19 protein-coding genes and 1 riboswitch are annotated in these 17,475 nt (G+C 58.6%); of the genes, 14 read left to right on the forward strand and 5 right to left on the reverse strand.

Features of this window, described 5'->3' with window-relative positions; translation table 11 throughout:
• Nucleotides 1-172 precede the first annotated feature (172 nt).
• Nucleotides 173-1,363 carry an O-succinylhomoserine sulfhydrylase gene (gene metZ / locus AC2TDJ_RS11640; RefSeq protein WP_480842349.1) on the reverse strand — a complete coding sequence of 397 codons (1,191 nt, stop codon included), beginning with the start codon at nt 1,361-1,363 and terminating at the stop codon, nt 173-175.
• A gap of 63 nt (nt 1,364-1,426) precedes the next feature.
• Nucleotides 1,427-1,504: riboswitch (SAM riboswitch) on the reverse strand.
• 132 nt (nt 1,505-1,636) lie between these two features.
• Here metZ and AC2TDJ_RS11645 point away from each other — a divergent pair.
• The 4 genes from AC2TDJ_RS11645 (at nt 1,637) to AC2TDJ_RS11660 (ending at nt 4,931) form a co-directional block, all read left to right on the forward strand.
• Nucleotides 1,637-2,572, forward strand: a complete 936-nt coding sequence (locus AC2TDJ_RS11645; protein ID WP_480842351.1) for an alpha/beta hydrolase — start codon at nt 1,637-1,639, stop codon at nt 2,570-2,572.
• A 23-nt stretch (nt 2,573-2,595) separates the two neighbouring features.
• Entirely contained in the window at nt 2,596-3,285 is a 690-nt protein-coding gene (locus AC2TDJ_RS11650; RefSeq protein ID WP_480842353.1) for a glutathione S-transferase N-terminal domain-containing protein, read from the forward strand.
• A gap of 144 nt (nt 3,286-3,429) precedes the next feature.
• Nucleotides 3,430-4,047, forward strand: coding sequence for a GNAT family N-acetyltransferase (locus tag AC2TDJ_RS11655; protein ID WP_480842355.1), 618 nt, complete (start codon nt 3,430-3,432; stop codon nt 4,045-4,047).
• Between the two features lie 116 nt (nt 4,048-4,163).
• Nucleotides 4,164-4,931 carry an extensin-like domain-containing protein gene (locus AC2TDJ_RS11660; RefSeq protein ID WP_480842357.1) on the forward strand — a complete coding sequence of 256 codons (768 nt, stop codon included), beginning with the start codon at nt 4,164-4,166 and terminating at the stop codon, nt 4,929-4,931.
• A 4-nt stretch (nt 4,932-4,935) separates the two neighbouring features.
• Here the strand turns inward: AC2TDJ_RS11660 and AC2TDJ_RS11665 are convergent, their stop codons facing one another.
• Complete coding sequence (locus tag AC2TDJ_RS11665; protein ID WP_480842359.1) at nt 4,936-5,307, reverse strand: OB-fold nucleic acid binding domain-containing protein; 372 nt, start codon at nt 5,305-5,307, stop codon at nt 4,936-4,938.
• A 127-nt stretch (nt 5,308-5,434) separates the two neighbouring features.
• On the opposite strand from AC2TDJ_RS11665, the gene AC2TDJ_RS11670 reads away from it, so the two are divergent.
• The gene (locus AC2TDJ_RS11670) at nt 5,435-5,758 is read left to right on the forward strand and encodes a 2Fe-2S iron-sulfur cluster-binding protein (protein WP_480842361.1); all 324 of its coding nucleotides are present in this window, start codon (nt 5,435-5,437) and stop codon (nt 5,756-5,758) included.
• Nucleotides 5,758-6,507, forward strand: a complete 750-nt coding sequence (locus tag AC2TDJ_RS11675; RefSeq protein ID WP_480842363.1) for an FG-GAP repeat domain-containing protein — start codon at nt 5,758-5,760, stop codon at nt 6,505-6,507. The genes AC2TDJ_RS11670 and AC2TDJ_RS11675 overlap by 1 nt, the downstream gene beginning before the upstream one ends.
• A gap of 90 nt (nt 6,508-6,597) precedes the next feature.
• Here AC2TDJ_RS11675 and purD read toward each other — a convergent pair whose 3' ends face one another.
• Nucleotides 6,598-7,860 (reverse strand): phosphoribosylamine--glycine ligase, encoded by a 1,263-nt coding sequence (gene purD, locus AC2TDJ_RS11680; protein ID WP_480842365.1) that lies wholly within the window; start codon nt 7,858-7,860, stop codon nt 6,598-6,600.
• A 75-nt stretch (nt 7,861-7,935) separates the two neighbouring features.
• On the opposite strand from purD, the gene xseA reads away from it, so the two are divergent.
• A complete protein-coding gene (xseA, locus tag AC2TDJ_RS11685) occupies nt 7,936-9,420 on the forward strand; it encodes an exodeoxyribonuclease VII large subunit (protein ID WP_480842367.1) in 1,485 nt (494 codons plus the stop codon).
• A gap of 3 nt (nt 9,421-9,423) precedes the next feature.
• The gene (locus tag AC2TDJ_RS11690) at nt 9,424-10,065 is read left to right on the forward strand and encodes a glutathione S-transferase family protein (RefSeq protein ID WP_480842369.1); all 642 of its coding nucleotides are present in this window, start codon (nt 9,424-9,426) and stop codon (nt 10,063-10,065) included.
• Nucleotides 10,066-10,067: 2 nt separating this feature from the next.
• Here the strand turns inward: AC2TDJ_RS11690 and AC2TDJ_RS11695 are convergent, their stop codons facing one another.
• The gene (locus AC2TDJ_RS11695) at nt 10,068-10,463 is read right to left on the reverse strand and encodes a hypothetical protein (RefSeq protein WP_480842371.1); all 396 of its coding nucleotides are present in this window, start codon (nt 10,461-10,463) and stop codon (nt 10,068-10,070) included.
• A 139-nt stretch (nt 10,464-10,602) separates the two neighbouring features.
• On the opposite strand from AC2TDJ_RS11695, the gene AC2TDJ_RS11700 reads away from it, so the two are divergent.
• From AC2TDJ_RS11700 to AC2TDJ_RS11725, 6 genes are all read left to right on the forward strand, one after another.
• Nucleotides 10,603-11,271 (forward strand): lysoplasmalogenase family protein, encoded by a 669-nt coding sequence (locus AC2TDJ_RS11700; protein WP_480842373.1) that lies wholly within the window; start codon nt 10,603-10,605, stop codon nt 11,269-11,271.
• A gap of 28 nt (nt 11,272-11,299) precedes the next feature.
• A complete protein-coding gene (gene ftsY, locus AC2TDJ_RS11705) occupies nt 11,300-12,442 on the forward strand; it encodes a signal recognition particle-docking protein FtsY (protein WP_480842375.1) in 1,143 nt (380 codons plus the stop codon).
• A gap of 88 nt (nt 12,443-12,530) precedes the next feature.
• Nucleotides 12,531-13,433 (forward strand): EamA family transporter, encoded by a 903-nt coding sequence (locus AC2TDJ_RS11710; RefSeq protein ID WP_480842376.1) that lies wholly within the window; start codon nt 12,531-12,533, stop codon nt 13,431-13,433.
• 17 nt (nt 13,434-13,450) lie between these two features.
• Nucleotides 13,451-14,056, forward strand: coding sequence for an inner membrane-spanning protein YciB (locus tag AC2TDJ_RS11715; protein WP_480842378.1), 606 nt, complete (start codon nt 13,451-13,453; stop codon nt 14,054-14,056).
• 107 nt (nt 14,057-14,163) lie between these two features.
• Complete coding sequence (locus AC2TDJ_RS11720; protein ID WP_480842380.1) at nt 14,164-14,832, forward strand: Crp/Fnr family transcriptional regulator; 669 nt, start codon at nt 14,164-14,166, stop codon at nt 14,830-14,832.
• Between the two features lie 468 nt (nt 14,833-15,300).
• The gene (locus tag AC2TDJ_RS11725) at nt 15,301-15,717 is read left to right on the forward strand and encodes a VOC family protein (RefSeq protein WP_480842382.1); all 417 of its coding nucleotides are present in this window, start codon (nt 15,301-15,303) and stop codon (nt 15,715-15,717) included.
• A 256-nt stretch (nt 15,718-15,973) separates the two neighbouring features.
• On the opposite strand, the gene AC2TDJ_RS11730 is transcribed toward AC2TDJ_RS11725, so the two are convergent.
• Nucleotides 15,974-17,464 carry a DegQ family serine endoprotease gene (locus tag AC2TDJ_RS11730; protein WP_480842384.1) on the reverse strand — a complete coding sequence of 497 codons (1,491 nt, stop codon included), beginning with the start codon at nt 17,462-17,464 and terminating at the stop codon, nt 15,974-15,976.
• Between the last annotated feature and the right edge of the window lie 11 nt (nt 17,465-17,475).

Genomic DNA, 17,475 nt, shown 5'->3' on the forward strand with positions numbered 1-17,475 from the left:
CGCCGGATTATAGACGGTTTCGGGTCACATACCAGTAAGCCCGATACGCACAAAATATCAGCCCGGATCGATAATATCTGTGCAAATCCGTCTTTTTCGGTGCGAAAACGTCTCATGCCCTCGCGGCACAGACGAGTGTTCTCCGGGCGAACGCTCCACCCGGAGACCCGTTTCACGTCTGGGACGCGGCCAGTGCTGCATTGATGTCCGACAGCAAATCGCCGGCATCCTCTAGGCCGACCGAAAACCGGATCAGGCCGGGGGTGATGCCCAGCTCATCCCGCTGTTCCTCGCTCAGTCGTTGATGCGTTGTGGTGGCGGGATGGGTCGCGATCGACTTGGCGTCACCGAGATTGTTCGAGATCACCGGGATTTTCAGCGCATTCAGGAAAGCAAAAGCGGCCTCTTTTCCGCCCTTAATATCCAGCGACAGTACCGTCCCGCCCTTGCCGCACAATTGCGACTGGACCAACGCGTTCTGAGCGTGGGTTTTCAGGCCGGGATAAAGCGTGCGCTCCAGCGCCGGATGCCCCTCAAGCGCCTCGGCCAAAGCCAGAGCCGTTTCCGCTTGTGCATTGACCCGCAACGCAATGGTTTCCAGGCCTTTGAGCATGACCCAAGCGTTGAACGGGCTCAGCGCGCCACCGGTGTGTTTCAGATATGGCTCGACGGTGCCGCGGATGAAGTCCTTTGTGCCAATGATTACGCCGCCGAGAGCGCGGCCCTGCCCGTCAATATGCTTGGTGGCGGAATAGATGACGACATCCGCCCCCTGCTCGATCGCACGCGAAAACACAGGGGTTGAGAACACGTTGTCCACGACAACGACCGCACCAACCGCGTGGGCGAGTTTGGACACAGCGGCAATGTCGATCACTTCCAGCGTTGGGTTCGACATGGATTCAAAGAAAACCGCCTTGGTGTCGGGCCGGATTGCGGCCTCCCACTGCTCAAGATCGGTTCCGTCGACGAACGTAACCTCGACACCATAGCGGGTCAGAATATTCTCCAGAATATACAGACAGGACCCGAACAGCGCCTTGGCAGAGACAACGTGATCCCCCGCCTGCAGCATGGATACCAACGCTCCGTTCACTGCCGCCATGCCCGACGCGGTTGCAAAGGCGTCCTCGCCCCCTTCCAATGCCGCGATACGCTGCTCGAACATCGACACGGTCGGGTTACCGTAACGGGCATAAATGAACTCATCCGGGCCTGTTTTGATAAAACGCGCCTCGGCCTGTTCGGCTGTGTCATAGACAAAGCCCTGCGTCAGAAAAATCGCCTCGCTTACTTCTTTGTACTGGCTGCGACGGATACCGCCGTGGATGGCTTGGGTGCGTTTGTTCCAGCTCTCGCTCATCTCATTCCTTTCCGCCCCGTGGATAGAGGCAAACAAAAAACCCCAGACGCGGCCAAGCGAAAGGGGTCTTTCATCCTGACCTTTTAGCGGTGTTGTTTAGCGTGGCCCGCAATCCGGTAACAAATCGCCACGTGATGCTGTTGCCTTTACGCCTCAGGTGAATGGGCGTCAAGCATTCCGAATGCATCGTCACGGTTCTGTAACCTGACATTCACGCAATCGTCATAGCGTTATGAAAGATCGGCACCACAACATCTTGTGTGAGGCAGAGCAATGCCAGTGATCAGGATCAACGCCATCGGCGACACCGTACGGCTGCACGGCAGCCCCCGACCCCTGCACAGCGCCTTGCGACAGACGCGTGACACCGAGGGGCCAGTCATCATAATGACCCACGGCTACAAATATCGTCCGGATGCCGCAACCGCCTGTCCGCACAGGCAAATCCTGGCGCTGCAATCTCGAGACCCGGCTTGCTACAGCCCGAGCTGGCCACAACAGTTGGGATTCGATTCGGGTTTCGAGGACGAGGGGCTTGCCGTCGCATTCGGATGGGATGCCCGAGGGCCGCTATGGGCTGCCCAAAGACGGGCCGGTTCAGCCGGTCGCAGCCTGGCGCGCCTCATTTCCGATCTGCATCAGTTGAACCCAAACCGCCCGATCCATTTCATCGGACACTCCCTGGGTACGGAACTGGTCCTGGAAGCCCTGCATCACATCCCACCGGGCGCATTGGACCGTATCATCTCAATGACCGGAGCTGCCTATCGCTCCCGGGCATTGGAAGCGCTTGCAACTCCGGCCGGACAAAAGGCTGAACTGATCAATATCACCAGTCGCGAGAACGATTTGTTCGATTTTCTTTACGAGCGCCTGGTCCAGCCTCCCAAATTGGGCGATCGGAGCATCGGCAACGGTCTCGAAGCCCCAAATGCCGTTACGCTGCAAATCGACTGCGACGCGACGCTGGATCATTTGTCTTCGATGATCCACCCGATTGCCGCCCCACAGCGCCGTATTTGCCATTGGTCCAGCTACACCCGCCCCGGTGTATTGCGCGTCTACAACTGCCTTCTGCGTCATCCCGAGCGAATTTGCCTTGAGACCCTGCGCCGCGGTCTTCCACCCCAAACCCACCGCCGCTGGTCACGGCTTTTTGCGATACCCCGCCCGCAACAGCTCTTGCCGTTTGCTCAGAAAGCCTCATGATTTCCTCAACCTGAGGAGATGCCATGATCGATCTGTATTTCTGGCCCACGCCGAACGGCTGGAAAGTGTCCATCGCATTGGAAGAGATGGAGCTGCCCTATACCACTCATTTGGTCAATATCGGGAAGGGTGAGCAGTTCGACCCTGAATTCCTGAAAATCTCTCCCAACAACAGAATGCCAGCCATCATGGACCCGGACGGACCGGACGGAGCCCCCGTTTCCGTGTTCGAAAGCGGTGCGATCCTGATGTATCTGGCCCGCAAGACCGGGCGTTTCTATGGCGAAACCGAACGTGACCGGATTGCCGTCGAAGAGTGGTTGATGTGGCAGATGGGCGGCGTCGGCCCGATGGCCGGCCAGGCGCATCACTTCCTGAAATACGCCCCGCAACTGGACCCGCCGCAGGACCTGCCCTATGCCAAGGACCGCTACCGCACCGAAGTCGGTCGTCTTTATGGCGTGCTGGACCGGAGATTGGCGGAAAACGAGTATGTTGCGGGCGATTTCTACTCCATCGCTGACATGTCCATCTGGGGCTGGGCCAGCCTGTGGGAAGGTCAGCAGCAGGTGCTGGACGACAAACCTCACTTTGCCCGCTGGCTGGAGATGATGAGCGCCCGCCCGGGGGTTCAGGCAGGCCGTGCGCTGCATGCCGAACTGCGTGGGGATCATCGGGACAGGCAGGCGCAGCGGGTTTTGTTCAAAAGGTGAGGTCAGTGACTATGTTGATAAACTCCAAGCGGTGTGGCTAGTCTGGATCACACCAGAACTGCCCTAAACTTGCAATTCTGAGCAAACAGAATGCGCGTGAATTTCAAAACCGATTAGAAGGAAATCCATCTCAGGAGCATCAATTTGACCGTCGTAATAGCGCCTGCGTCAACATCTGTATCGCCACAGGACCTGGCAAATCTCCTTTGGAGCACTGATCCGAAACTGAATGGGTATATGTTTGGAAACGAGGCCGTCTTGCACAGCATTATCGGCTGCGAATGGCCCGAAAAACAGGGCTTATTCTCGCATAGAAATGCCTTTACCGCATCGGACAATGGCGAAGTTGTTGGGCTGCTTATTGGCCATACAGAAGATGAATATTCAGCAAACTTCGACTTTTCACTGGAATGTCAGGCATCTGCCCTTGGGGACAAAGACGCGCAGCATTTACAATCCGCGCTGCATTGGATGGATCGCCTTTTCCCGGCTCCACGGAAGGGTTCCTACTATATTCTTGAGTTTGCCGTAAGCCCACGGGCACAAGGCGGAGGCATCGCTGCCCAACTGTTGAATGAGGCGGAAACACGGGCTCTTGCAAACGGGTGCACCCAGATTTGCCTTGATGTCGCAGCAGACAATGAGGCCGTTGGTTTTTACCGGCACACCGGGTTTCAGGTTGAGGTTGAAACCCGTGTTCCGGCACTGGACGAAGCGCATGGGATTGGTTTGCATCTGCATATGGTACGCGATGTCACGTAACCCATTTGAAACAAGCAGAAATCGGGGTTCATACTTGTTTTAATTCGAACATTCGCTCTACTTTAGCTGGGCCACGCAGATAAGGATTTGGCGCCAAAGAAGGAAAACGCTGAGTTATGAGGGCATTGGCCACATTTCTGATACTTTGGGCCGGTCCGGCAATTGCCGCACAGGATTGCGCCGAAAGCCCGCTCGCTCAACCCTCCCACCTGATTGCGTACGAGCCGATCAGTGACGAAGAACCACTTGCCGAAGACGCATCTGCAAAATCCAACCCGGAGGTATTGGTCTCACTGAGGCCAGCGCTGCGACCCTGCAAATTCGGCCTGATCGCAGTCGGGCGCGAGAAACTACGCGAGCGTGGCGCGGTGTGCAGTGACTGGACCATTCTGGGTGAAACACTCGAACCTATTTCTGGACGGTATCGGGGATGCGGGATTGCCGACCCGGTTCGGATTCACCTGGTTTCTGACATCATGCTCAGCCAGTTTGCGCTGATGGATTGCGAAACGGCGATTACGTTCAAGACATGGATAGAAGTCGTCGCCAAACCGGCTTTTGCCGACTATGGCGGTGGCTTGATTGGGATGCGGCTTGTCGGTCACTATTCCTGCAAGACGCAGAACAACCAACCCCGCGCACGCCTGTCCGAACATGCCAGGGGTCGAGCGATCGATATCGCCTCTTTTGTGTTGAAGGATGGCACCATCATCAACGTTCGCGACGGATGGGACGACGAAGATTTGGGCGAGGTCATGCGCAGGCTACACGGTGGCGCCTGTGGTCTGTTCGGTACGGTGCTCGGCCCCGATGCGGACCAGTATCACAAGGGGCATTTCCACTTTGATACGGCGCGCCGTCGCGGCGGACCCGTTTGCCGTTAAGACCTTAGCCTTCCCCCTGCACCAGTACATCCAACATGCCCGAGATATCCTCGATCTCTTCCGCAATCACATGGGTTACAGAATGCGCCCGCTGCATCCGCCCCGTCACCCGCAACAGCCGCCCCGAAATCACCGCGCGACGGAAGCGTTCGTAGATCTTGCGCCAGACCACCACGTTCACGACACCGGTCTCATCCTCAAGGGTGACAAAGATCACCCCTTTGGCCGTCCCCGGTCTCTGCCGCAGGATCACCAGCCCCGCCACCGCCACCCGCGCACCTTCGGGTGGGGCGTCCAGTTGACAGGCGGGCAGGCAGGCGGGCGGGCGCGGCCAGCCGCTGTTTGGGGATGCGGGGCGGACAGGGACAACAAGCATGAGAACAAAGATAGAACAAAAGGGAGGAAAGTCCAGTCGCGGCACGCTGAGTCGCAAATGAGGCTGGAAAGACCTAAATCCCTTCACTAAACAACGTTTCGAACATCGCAAAAGGAAGACGCACGCAATGGCAAAGATCACCTATGTCGAGCATGGCGGTACCGAACACACAGTCGAGGTCGCCAACGGACTGACCGTCATGGAAGGGGCCCGTGACAACAACATCCCCGGCATCGAAGCCGATTGCGGCGGCGCATGCGCCTGTTCGACCTGCCATGTCTACATCCACCCCGACTGGGTCGAGAAAATCCCCGGCAAGGATGACATGGAAGAAGACATGCTGGACTTCGCCTATGAGCCCGACCCCGCCCGCTCGCGCCTGACCTGCCAGATCAAGGTCACCGATGCGTTGGACGGCCTGATCGTACAGATGCCCGAAAAGCAGATCTGATGCGCACCAAAGCGCCGCGTCTGCCCGCTTGCCTGTGGCCAGGCCGGGCTCGCGGCGCGCTGCTGCTGTTGAGCCTGTGGCCGGCAGGTATTGCCTCAATGCCCGCAGCCGACACAATCGACAGTGCCCGTTTCACGGAACCCACCACGCGCTATGCCCACGGTGTATTGGGCGACAATATCGAGTATGGCGCGCTTGAACTGACGGTCGATGGCAAGGTCGAGATTATTCGACTTCCATCAGATCGAGTTTTCGAAGACTTGGCGCCCCGGTTAGTGGACGTTGATCTGGACGGGTCGCGCGAAGCCATCGTCGTTGAATCCCAAGACAGCACAGGAGCGCAACTGGCGATCTACGACGCGCGCGGTCAAAAGATTGCTGCAACACCCCATATCGGCACCCGGTTCCGCTGGCTCGCCCCGATTGGTGCCGCCGATCTGGACGGTGACGGCAATATCGAAATTGCCTATATCGACCGCCCTCACCTTGCAAAAACGCTTCGCATCTGGCGGTTTGTGGACGGCGCTCTGACAGAGATCGCCATACGGCCGGGCCTGACCAATCATCGGATCGGCGAAGACTTTATCTCCGGCGGCGTAAGGGATTGTGGCACAGGCCTAGAACTCATCATCGCCAGTGCCGACTGGCGCGACATTGTGAGTGTGCGATTCAATGAGGGCTGGGTAGAGACGTCACTTGGTCGCTTTTCGCAAGGCACGATGGAACGTGAATTGAGCTGCTCGTCATGAACCAACCGCAGCCCGCGACAGCGAGCTGCCCGGCCCAAAGCCTTTGGCGTTGCATCTTTGATGCAGCAACAGGGCGCGGGAGCCCCCCGGTCAGAGCGCTCGCCAGCCGATGTCGCGGCGATAGAAGCCATCCGGCCAGTCGACACCTTCCACCATCGCGTAAGCCCGATCCCGTGCTTCGTGCAGAGTATCGCCGCGAGCCGTGACATTCAGAACGCGACCGCCCGACGCCTGAAGTTTGCCGCCGGCCAGTTTGGTTCCCGCATGAAAAATCATATTCATGCTGTCTTCAGGCAAAGCGTCCAACCCACTAATCAACGTACCCTTTTCATATGACCCGGGGTAACCGTTGGCGGCCATCACTACCGTCATCGCGTGATCGTCGGCCCAGTTTACCCGGGCCTCGTTCAACCGACCCTCGGCGGCAGCGTGCATTAAATCCATCGCCTGCGCCCCAAGGCGCATCATCAGTACCTGGCATTCCGGATCGCCAAAGCGGACGTTGTACTCCACCAACCGGGGCTGCCCGTCCTTGATCATCAAACCTGCGTACAAAACACCTTGAAACGGCATGCCCCGGCGTTTCATTTCGGCCATGGTCGGCCGCACAATCTCATCCATCGCGCGGGCTTCGATTTCGGCGCTCAAAACGGGCGCCGGAGAATACGCGCCCATGCCGCCGGTGTTCAGACCGGTATCGCCCTCGCCCACACGCTTGTGGTCCTGCGCAGTGCCGACCGAAAGGATGTTTTCACCATCGCACAGCACAAACAGAGAGGCCTCCTCGCCCTCCATGAACTCCTCGACGACAACCTCAGCCCCGGCCCCGCCAAAAGCACCGCCGAACATATCGTCGATGGCATCCAGGGCAGTCTGTTCGTCCATGGCAACGATCACACCTTTGCCGGCTGCCAGACCATCGGCTTTGACCACAATCGGGGCACCCTGCTCACGGATATAGGTTCTGGCAGGTTCCGCCTCGGTGAACCGGGCATAGGCCGCTGTGGGCGCTCCCGCTGCATCACAAATTTCCTTGGTGAAGCTCTTTGACGCCTCCAGCCGGGCTGCCTGGGCCGAAGGGCCAAAAACCAGAATGCCGGCTTCGCGCAAACGGTCGGCTACACCCGCGGCCAGGGGGGCCTCGGGGCCGACGATCACGAAATCAATGGCATTTTCTTCGGCAAAACTGACCACAGCCCCGCCATTCTCGATATCCAGCGCCGCGCAATCGGCGATTTGCGCGATCCCGGCATTGCCCGGTGCCACGATCAGCCGGTCGCATTTAGGGTTCTGCATCACCGCCCAGGCCAGGCTGTGTTCGCGCCCACCGCCGCCGAGAATGAGGATGTTCATGAATGCTCTCCGATCTGCTTGGCCTCGCTTGCGGGGCGTTCTAAGCTGGGCGGGCATTTGACACAAGGCGCTGAAATGTCCGACCTGCTCGACGACCCGCTTCCGGGTCAAAATACCCCCGAATACACGGTTTCCGAGATTTCTGGCGAGGTGAAACGCACCCTGGAAGGCTCGTTCGGACGAATCCGTGTGCGCGGAGAAGTTGGGCGCGTGTTCAAAGCGCGTTCCGGGCATTTGTACTATGACATCAAAGATGACCGGAACGTGCTCGCCTGCACCACGTGGAAGGGTCAGATTTCAGGGTTGTCGGTGGTTCCGGAAGAAGGGCTTGAGGTGGTCGTCACCGGGCGCCTTACCGCCTTTGGCGCACAATCGAAATACAACATGAATGTTGATGAGGTTGCCGTCGCCGGACAGGGCGCACTTATGGCGCTGCTGGAGAAGCGTAAGAAACAACTTGAGACCGAAGGGCTGTTCGCGCCCGAGCGTAAGAAGCCGCTGCCCTATCTGCCGAAGATCATCGGTGTTGTGACCTCTCCTTCAGGCGCGGTGATCCGCGACATCCTGCACCGCCTGCGCGACCGTTTTCCGCGCAAGGTGCTGATCTGGCCGGTCGCTGTACAGGGCAGCAATTGCGCGCCCGAGGTCGCTCGGGCAATCGACGGCTTCAACCAGCTTACGCCCGGCGGCGCATTGCCGCGCCCCGATCTGATCATCGTCGCGCGTGGTGGCGGGTCGATCGAGGACCTCTGGGGTTTTAACGAAGAAATCGTTGCCCGGGCCGCTGCCGCCTCGGACATTCCCCTGATCTCGGCTGTCGGGCACGAGACCGACACCACACTGATCGACTTTGTCTCGGACAGGCGTGCGCCAACCCCAACTGCAGCGGCGGAACTGGCCGTTCCGGTCAGGATGGAGCTGCTGGCCTGGACCGGCGAACAGGGCGCGCGTCTGGCACGCTCTGCCTCGGACGCAGTTCAACGCCGCAGCCAGCGCCTGCGCGATCTGTCCCGCGCCCTTCCGCGCGCTGATACCCTGCTGGATACCCCCCGGCAGCGACTGGATCAGATATCCGAACGTCTGCCCAACGCCTTGATCCGAGGCGTTCAGACCCGCCGTCTGAAATTGCTGGACATCTCGGCCCATCTGCGCCCTTCGACTTTGCGCGGCGTCGTGGAAACGCGGCGCGACCGCTGGCGCAACCTGTCCACACGCCTGTCGCTGCGTCCCATTCAGCGTGAGCTGACAACACGGCGCGACACGCTGATCCGTCTGACCGAGCGGTTGAACACGGCCCAGTCCACCCGACTGGACCGCCTGCGCCAACAGCTTGAGGCCACGGACCGCCTGCGCGAAACGCTCAGCTACAAGGCGACGCTGGATCGGGGCTACGCGGTCGTGCGCGCCGAAGGAGAAGTTGTCACGACAAAGGCCCAAGCCGCCGGCCACGCGGCACTCGAAATCGAATTCTCTGATGGCCGACTGCAAACAGTAGGATCATCCAAGACCACCGTAAAAAAATCGAAACCCGATCCTCCGGATCAAGGGTCGTTGTTCTAACCCATGCTAACGATCTGGGGCCGCAAAACCTCGTCCAATGTTCAAGCCCTGATGTGGTGTATCGGTGAGCTTGGTCTTGAATACCGGCGTCACGACTTGGGCCACCGCTTCGGGGGGCTGGATACTGAATTCTTCCGGAAGCTTAATCCAAACCGGACCATCCCGGTTTTGCAGGACGGCGACAATCCACCGCTTTGGGAAACCGGTCCGATCCTGCGCTATCTCGCCGGCCAGTATGGCGCCGAAGCATTCTGGCCCCGTGATCCCGTGCAGCGGGCCGAAGTGGACAAATGGGCCGAATGGGCAAAAATCAACGTGGCCATGGCCTTCACGGTCCCGGTTTTCTGGCAGACCGTCCGAACTGCACCATCGCAAAGGAACGAGACAGCCGTACTGGCAGCCGTCACTACTCTGGAAGGCAAACTCGAGATCGCTTACAGCATCCTGGCGGAAAGCGACTACATCGCAGGTTCAAACCTGACACTGGCCGATATTCAGCTCGGCCACATTTTGTTCCGTTATTACGACATCGACATTCCGCGTGCTCGTCTGTGCCATCTGCGCAGGTACTACGACAGGTTGACCGACAGGCCGGCGTATCAGGAGCACGTCATGATCAGCTACCAAGAACTTCGAGCGACCTAGCATCAGACGCCAATATCAGGGCCAAGGCACACCATTTCTTCGCCGATATCCGAGGCCTCATAGAGCTCCGTTGCGGTCGGATCCCCCTCGAACTGCGCGATCAGCCCGCCACCCGACTGCGTAAAAACCCAGCACTGCGGGTCTGGCCGGTCCTCGTAAAGGAAACAAATCTGGTCCTCTCGCTCGTACCAAACGCCTTCCTTGCAATCGCCATCCAGGAACGACCAGATCACCCGCCGGTTCGGCAGATACCGTTCCACACCATAGATCTGCCCTTCATATCCGTAGAACAACGTCTTTCCGCGCGTGTAGCTGTCGAACTCGTCCCCGGACATAGGCGATTGTGCAGCGGCAAGTTGGGCGGATAGCAGGAAAAGAATCAACAAGCGTCTGAACATTCACTCATTCTGGCAGATGCTCGGCCATGACACCAATTAACGTTTATTCGTTCACGTGGTTAACTCCACGTCACGGCTTGAGTTGCCGCCCAACACCGGAAGAGACTTAAAGCGGCGCAACAAAACAGGAAACCATCAAATGACACAGGTCCTCTTTATCGCCGCCCTCTTTTGCGCACTGGCCTATCTGCCTCTGACTGCCCGACCAGCCAGCGCATTGCGCAGCATAGCCAAAACCGCTTCCGTTGCGCTGCTGGCGGTGTTGGCCCTGGTACAGGCCGCACCCTGGCTACTGGTACTGGCGCTTGCGCTTTGCGCCATCGGAGATGCCTTGCTGTCTCGCGAGACCGATGCGACCTTCATGGCCGGTATCGGAACCTTTGCCGCCGGCCACCTGGCCTATATCGCCCTGTTTCTGACCCATCCGGCAAGCGTCACCGGTCTAATTCTCGAAAAACCCGGCATATTCTGGTCGCTGATCCTGCTCGGTATCGTCATGGCAACGTTGCTCGCCCCACGTGCCGGAGAGCTCAAAGGCCCGGTACTAGCCTATATCCCCATCATCCTCGGCATGGGTATCAGTGTTCTCGCCCTGCCCGAGGTCGGCGCAATGCGCTGGGCTTTTCCTGCGGCACTGGCCTTCATCGCGTCAGACCTGATACTGGCAACCGAGAAATTTCTGTTACCGGCTGACCACCCGGCCTTGAAACTAACGCCCTATCTGGTCTGGGTGCTTTATTGGTGTGCACAGGCCGGATTCCTGTTTGCATTTTCGGGACCCTTTGCAACTGCCGCAATTCCGCATTAGGTGAGGAGAACACCTGCGGAGACCAAAAATGGCGTTTTTTTCCAAGCTGAAGGACAAGCTGTTCAAATCCTCGTCGCGCCTTGAACAGGGGCTCGACGCAATTGTCGAGGATGGCGGCGAAGAAACCCCGGCCCCGGACCCGGTCATTCCAGACCCCGAGCCCGAACCGCAACCGGTCCCCGAAGTTCCAAGCCCAGGGCCTGTACCACAGCCGGTTGAACCACCGGCCCCGATCCCCGTCGATCCAACGCCTGCCCCGCCACCGCCAGAGGTTCCCGAATCCAAAGGCCTGTTGGGTCGCCTGTTCAGTCGCGGCGACGACCGCGCGGTTGTCCGCCGCACGCTCGACGACGACATGCTGGAACAGCTCGAAGAGCTTCTGATCGCCTCGGACATGGGCGTCGACACCGCCCTGCGCGTCACCGCGAACATGGCCGAAGGACGCTATGGCCGCAAACTCTCTACCCGGGAGATCAAGCAGCTTTTGGCGCAGGAAGTGGCCCGCGTGATGGAGCCTGTCGCCAAACCCCTGCCGATCTATCCCAAACGCCCGCAGGTGGTTCTGATCGTTGGGGTCAACGGCTCGGGCAAAACCACGACCATCGGCAAACTGGCCAGTCAGTTCAAGGCTGCAGGCAAAAAAGTGGTCATCGCCGCCGGAGACACCTTCCGCGCCGCCGCTGTCGAACAGCTTCAGGTCTGGGGCGACCGCGCCGGGGTGCCCGTGCTGACCGCACCGGAAGGCTCCGACCCCGCCAGCCTCGCTTTCGACGCCCTGACACGCGCCCAGCAGGACGGCGCCGACCTGCTGATGATCGACACCGCCGGCCGCCTGCAAAACCGCGCCGACCTGATGGAAGAACTGGCCAAGATTGTCCGCGTCATTCGCAAGATCGACGAAACCGCACCCCATAACACCCTTCTGGTGCTTGACGCCACCACTGGCCAGAACGCCCTGAGCCAGGTGGAAACCTTCCGCAAGCTGGCGGATGTCTCGGGCCTGGTGATGACCAAACTCGACGGCACTGCCAAAGGCGGCGTTCTGGTTGCGCTGGCGGACAAGTTCGGCCTTCCCATCCATGCAATCGGCGTTGGTGAGCAGATTGACGATCTTGCCCCATTCGACCCCGAAGACTTCGCCGCTGCCCTCACCGGTCTGGAACCCACCTGATCCGATCTTCATCTGGCCAAAAATATCCTCGGGGGGCGTGGGGGCAGACAGCCCCCCACCCTCTCGGCCCAGCGAAAAGACCTGACATTTGAGCGACTGGCTGATCTCACTTGAAGGCACCGAATCAGGTCATCACCTCGCCCTTGGCCTTGCGCTGATGGCGGCGTTTCTGCACGCAGCTTTTGGGGCCTTGCAAAAAGGCCGACACGACCCCTGGCTGTCCCGCGGGGCCATAGACGCCTGCTATTGCCTGATGGCCGCGCCTTTCGCATTTTTCGTGGTTCCGTGGCCGGAGCCCTATATGTGGCCCATTTTTTTCGTCGTCTGGCTGATTCACATTGCCTACAAGACCCTGCAGGCGATGGCGTACTCCAAGGGCTCGTACACGGTGGTCTATCCGGTCGTGCGCGGCACCGGACCTCTGTTCACCGTCATCGGTGCCTATTTACTGTTTGGAGAAACCTTCTCGGCCGTTCAATGGTTGGGCGTTGCCACCCTTCTGGTGGGGATTTACGGTCTGGCTGCTTATAATTTCCGCTTTCTTGAAACCAACCGTGAAACGCTGGGCATAGCTCTGACCTTGGCCATTGTCACGGGCCTGTTCGTGGCGCTCTATACCACCTATGACGCCTATGGCATCCGCGCCACCGCCGATCCTTTCACCTTTCTCGCCTGGTTCTTCATGATCGACGGCGCGGCGATGCCGTTCTATGCGGCACTCAGATGGCGCGCGATGATCAATCGCCCCGCGCTCGGCCCGCTGATGCTGCGCGGTCTGGCCGGAGGCATCATTGCCCCTCTATCCTTCGGATCCATCATGCTGGCCACCCGACTGGACAAGGTCGGAGAAGCCGCCGTGCTGCGCGAAACCTCCACCGTCTTCGCGGCACTCATCGGCTGGCTGATATTGAAAGAAACCGTCGGTCCCAGACGCATTGCGTTGATGGCATTGATTGCACTCGGCGCCGTAATAGTTGAAATGGGCGGGTAATCAGCAGGACGCAAAGCATGACAGGCAATAAAGAGATCAATCCGTTTCTGAAACAGGTACTGGAACTCGGCCCCCCGCTGGCTTTTTTCTTCATCTATCTGCGCCTGCGCGACGACAGCTTTCAGATCGGTGGGATCGAGTATTCCGGGTTCATCGTCGCCACCATTCTGTTCGTACCACTTATGCTGGCCGCAATGGGTATCCTGTGGTTCCTGACGGGCAAGCTTAGCAAGATGCAGATATTCACCGCTTTCATGGTCATCTTCTTCGGCGGCCTGACCGCATGGTTCAATGACGAGCGGTTCTTCAAGATGAAGACCACGCTGGTCTATGGGTTCTTTTCGGTGATCCTTGGCATAGGATTGCTACAGGGCAAATCGTATTTGGCCTATGTGCTGGACGAAATGCTGCCCATGCGCAATGAAGGCTGGATGATCCTGACACGCCGTCTTTGCGCCTGTTTTGCGGTTCTTGCCGTGGCGAATGAGCTTGTTTGGCGTACCATGTCGACCGACCTGTGGGTCAAGATCGAAACCTTCGGCTTTCCCATTGCCTTGATGGCGTTCCTGATGATGCAATTCAGCCTGCTGCAACGCTATATGGAAGACACCGATCAGCAGTAAAATGACGCCTGTTGACAGGGTTAACAGACAAAACCCTTGGCTTAATGCGCAAGCTGTGGAAAGTTGAGGAACCACTCAAAATACTCAACCGGAGTACTGCTCGCACCATGACGGCTTTTCCCAATAGTGGTTTTCTGTCCGAAGCATCCGACGAGCTGCGGGAAATGCTCTCTGCGCAAGCCTCCGAGCTTGCTCTGGCTCGTGGAGAGGTCTTGTTTGAACAGGATGATGAAGGCGACGCACTTTATGCCATTCTGGAAGGCACGCTAGAGGCGTCATTTCTGGCAATGAGTGGGCGGAAACTGTCACTCAGCCTCATGGGTCCCGGCGAGGTTTTTGGTGAAATCGCCCTGTTCGACAATGGCCCACGCACTGCGACGATCACCGCGACCGGACCGGCCCGCGTCCTGCGCGTGCGAAGAAACGACGTGATGGAGCAGATCAGGCAGCATCCCGATCTTGCGGTTGACATGATCCGGTTGGCCGGTCTGCGTATGCGATGGATGGGCGCTCAGCTCAACGAGCAGGTCTTTCTGCCCATGCCGGTCCGACTGGCAAGGAAACTGTTGCTGCTGGCCGGGCAACAGGAACACCCCTCATCGCGCATCACGCTGTCGCAAAGCGAACTGGCCGAGTTTGTCGGCGCCACACGCGAAGCAGTTTCGAAAACGATCTCGACCTGGAAACGCAGCAATGTGGTCGAAGCCTCACGTGGCGGGCTGCAAATCCATGATTTCGATGCGCTGAAACAGCTGGCAGAATCCGATCTGATTTAAAATCTCGGCCCTGTGATCCGCTTCACATACCTGACATCAGATTCGCCGTATGGTTAACCCCGTTACCGTAGGAGGCTGGTTCTATCATCCCCGATATCTGTCCACCAGTCTCTCCCTGTACCAGAGCCATATGCCTTCTCCGGCATATGGCTTCTTCTTTCTTTGCACAGTTCTTTTCCCGAAAGTCGTTTCGCTGAATGCGTCGGATGGGTAGCAGATCCGTGGCACTTGCCTCGGCTGAAGTAGGATACCCAAGCGCGGTATCTGAGTTGTTTCGCAATGCTGTCATCGTCATGATGCGGTCTGATGCCCGACGTGACGGAAAAAGCGGCCATCCGACGTTTTTGTGCCAAGGTTGGATCTGAAAAGCCGCTCGACAAAAGGCCGTTCTTGAGCGGGTGCGTATGTTGGCCTACCCTGGCGAAGTTAATCCGTTGCCATGACCAGACGTCCTGAAAGGTGCGCAGAATGATTGCCTACGTCACCGTCGGTGTTGACGACATCGCTCGCGCGGAACGGTTTTACTCAGCGTTCCTGCCAGCCCTTGGTTACGAGCTGGAAAAGTACCATGGAGACTTGAGTTACGCGCTGCCTGCTAAGCCGGGTCAGTTTCCCCTGATGCCGGAGTTCTACGTTAAGTCACCCTTTGATGGACGTCCGGCTTCGGCTGGAAACGGCACTATGGTTGCCTTCGAGGCGCGCAGTCAAAAGCAGGTTCGTGACCTTCACGCCGCCGCGCTCGCCGCAGGCGGCTTTGACGATGGCCAACCGGGCTTTCGCGACTCGTATGGACCTCATTTCTATGTTGGTTACCTTCGCGACCCTCAAGGGAACAAAATCGCATTGTTCTCCAGCGATCCCAACGAACCCGGACGAGACGGATAACGCAGGTATCATGGCTGCAAGAACCAGTCGTCGTGGCACAGATGACCTGTAACACCGGGCACAACCTGCACCAGTCGCTGCGTTTTGCATCACCGAATGCCGGGAATGTGCCTCGTACATCCGTCCTGCGGCGTCAGGATTCCACCGATTGAACAAATTTAGGGCCGGAATAGGAAGTAACCAAACCACGCATTTCGGCATTCATGGCAAAAGCCTGGAGGATGCCCCCCAGGCTCCCATCTTGGTTTTTGGCTGCTTATTCTTGCAGGCTCAGCGCAACGAAACGAGGCTCTCCGCCACGTCGCACCAGCAGCAGCAGCGACTTTCGCCCGGCCTCTCGCGCCTCTTCCATGCGTGCCTCAAGATCGTCGATCGAGGTTACCTTCTGCTGCCCGGCTTCGGTGATCACATCACCCGCACGCAGGCCCTTGGAGAACGCCTCGGACGCCTCGTCAACATTGGACACGACCAAGCCCTCGGCATCCGCATCCAGCCCCAAATCCTCGCGCAGTGTATCGGTCAACGGTGAAATCGTGAGGCCAAGGATGTCCTTGTTTTCCTCTTCTTCGACCTGCGGAGTCTCTTCTTCACCATTCTCCGTACGTTCGGCATCCTCACGGCGACCCAACGTCACCAATACGGTCTGGGTACCGCCGTCGCGGTGGACAACAACACGCACCGACTTGCCGACGGTGGTTTCACCCACCTGACGGACCAGCCCACGTGTGTCCTCAACCTCGACGCCGTCAAAGCTGATGATTACGTCTCCGGCCAGCAGACCAGCCTCTTTGGCGGGGCCTTCCGGCACATCGCTGATCAGCGCACCGCCGGGCTTGTCCAGGCCCATCGCTTCGGCCATGTCTTCGGTTACGTCCTGAATCCGAACACCCAGCCATCCCCTGCGAGTCTCACCGAACTCACGCAACTGGTCGACAACCTTGATGACAACGTTCGACGCCATCGAAAACCCGATGCCGATTGAACCCCCGTTGGGCGACAGAATCGCGGTATTCACCCCGATGACCTCGCCATCCATATTGAACAGCGGCCCACCCGAGTTACCCCGGTTGATCGCCGCGTCAGTCTGAATGTAATCGTCATACGACCCGCTAAGCGCCCGGTTCCGCGCCGACACAATCCCCGCCGAAACCGAGAAGCCCTGACCCAGAGGGTTGCCCATGGCGATAACCCAATCTCCGACACGAGCCGTATCGCTGTCGCCAAACTTGACATACTGCAACGGCGATGACGCCTCGACCTTAAGCAACGCGATGTCGGTCTTGTCATCGGTACCAATCACTTTGGCCGGCAATTCCTTGGCTGGTTGTCCGTCGCCGGGAAAGAATTCCACAAGAATTTCATCGGCTTCCGCGATTACATGATTGTTCGTGACGATATAGCCGTCCTCGGAGATCACGAATCCCGACCCCAGAGCGTTGCTGCGGCGCGGCCGGTTTTCGTCGTCACCGTTTCGGTCCTGAAACTCGCGGAAGAAGTCCTCGAACGGAGAGCCCTCGGGCACGATCCCCCGCGGGCCGGTCTGACCTTCGATCAGCGTGCTTGTGGTAATGTTGACAACCGCTGGGCTGATCTTTTCCGCCAGCGGCGCCAGGCTTTCACCACGGGCCTGTGCTGCAAGGGTCTGCGCCAGAACAAGCAGCATCGTGGCAAAGGTCAGCCACATCAGCCGTATGAAACCAACACTCTCGTCCCGCCGGACCGAAATACTGCGTGCTTGAGCCTGCACTTGGGAACTCC

The sequence above is a fragment of the Ruegeria sp. HKCCD6647-2 genome (assembly GCF_057221075.1).

What these genes read in the sequence shown, in the direction of transcription:
- metZ (WP_480842349.1), bottom strand. Translation starts at nt 1,363, where the DNA reads ATGAGCGAGAGCTGGAACAAACGCACCCAAGCCATCCACGGCGGTATC.
- AC2TDJ_RS11645 (WP_480842351.1), top strand. Translation starts at nt 1,637, where the DNA reads ATGCCAGTGATCAGGATCAACGCCATCGGCGACACCGTACGGCTGCAC.
- AC2TDJ_RS11650 (WP_480842353.1), top strand. Translation starts at nt 2,596, where the DNA reads ATGATCGATCTGTATTTCTGGCCCACGCCGAACGGCTGGAAAGTGTCC.
- AC2TDJ_RS11660 (WP_480842357.1), top strand. Translation starts at nt 4,164, where the DNA reads ATGAGGGCATTGGCCACATTTCTGATACTTTGGGCCGGTCCGGCAATT.
- AC2TDJ_RS11665 (WP_480842359.1), bottom strand. Translation starts at nt 5,307, where the DNA reads ATGCTTGTTGTCCCTGTCCGCCCCGCATCCCCAAACAGCGGCTGGCCG.
- AC2TDJ_RS11670 (WP_480842361.1), top strand. Translation starts at nt 5,435, where the DNA reads ATGGCAAAGATCACCTATGTCGAGCATGGCGGTACCGAACACACAGTC.
- AC2TDJ_RS11675 (WP_480842363.1), top strand. Translation starts at nt 5,758, where the DNA reads ATGCGCACCAAAGCGCCGCGTCTGCCCGCTTGCCTGTGGCCAGGCCGG.
- purD (WP_480842365.1), bottom strand. Translation starts at nt 7,860, where the DNA reads ATGAACATCCTCATTCTCGGCGGCGGTGGGCGCGAACACAGCCTGGCC.
- xseA (WP_480842367.1), top strand. Translation starts at nt 7,936, where the DNA reads ATGTCCGACCTGCTCGACGACCCGCTTCCGGGTCAAAATACCCCCGAA.
- AC2TDJ_RS11690 (WP_480842369.1), top strand. Translation starts at nt 9,424, where the DNA reads ATGCTAACGATCTGGGGCCGCAAAACCTCGTCCAATGTTCAAGCCCTG.
- AC2TDJ_RS11695 (WP_480842371.1), bottom strand. Translation starts at nt 10,463, where the DNA reads ATGTTCAGACGCTTGTTGATTCTTTTCCTGCTATCCGCCCAACTTGCC.
- AC2TDJ_RS11700 (WP_480842373.1), top strand. Translation starts at nt 10,603, where the DNA reads ATGACACAGGTCCTCTTTATCGCCGCCCTCTTTTGCGCACTGGCCTAT.
- ftsY (WP_480842375.1), top strand. Translation starts at nt 11,300, where the DNA reads ATGGCGTTTTTTTCCAAGCTGAAGGACAAGCTGTTCAAATCCTCGTCG.
- AC2TDJ_RS11715 (WP_480842378.1), top strand. Translation starts at nt 13,451, where the DNA reads ATGACAGGCAATAAAGAGATCAATCCGTTTCTGAAACAGGTACTGGAA.
- AC2TDJ_RS11720 (WP_480842380.1), top strand. Translation starts at nt 14,164, where the DNA reads ATGACGGCTTTTCCCAATAGTGGTTTTCTGTCCGAAGCATCCGACGAG.
- AC2TDJ_RS11725 (WP_480842382.1), top strand. Translation starts at nt 15,301, where the DNA reads ATGATTGCCTACGTCACCGTCGGTGTTGACGACATCGCTCGCGCGGAA.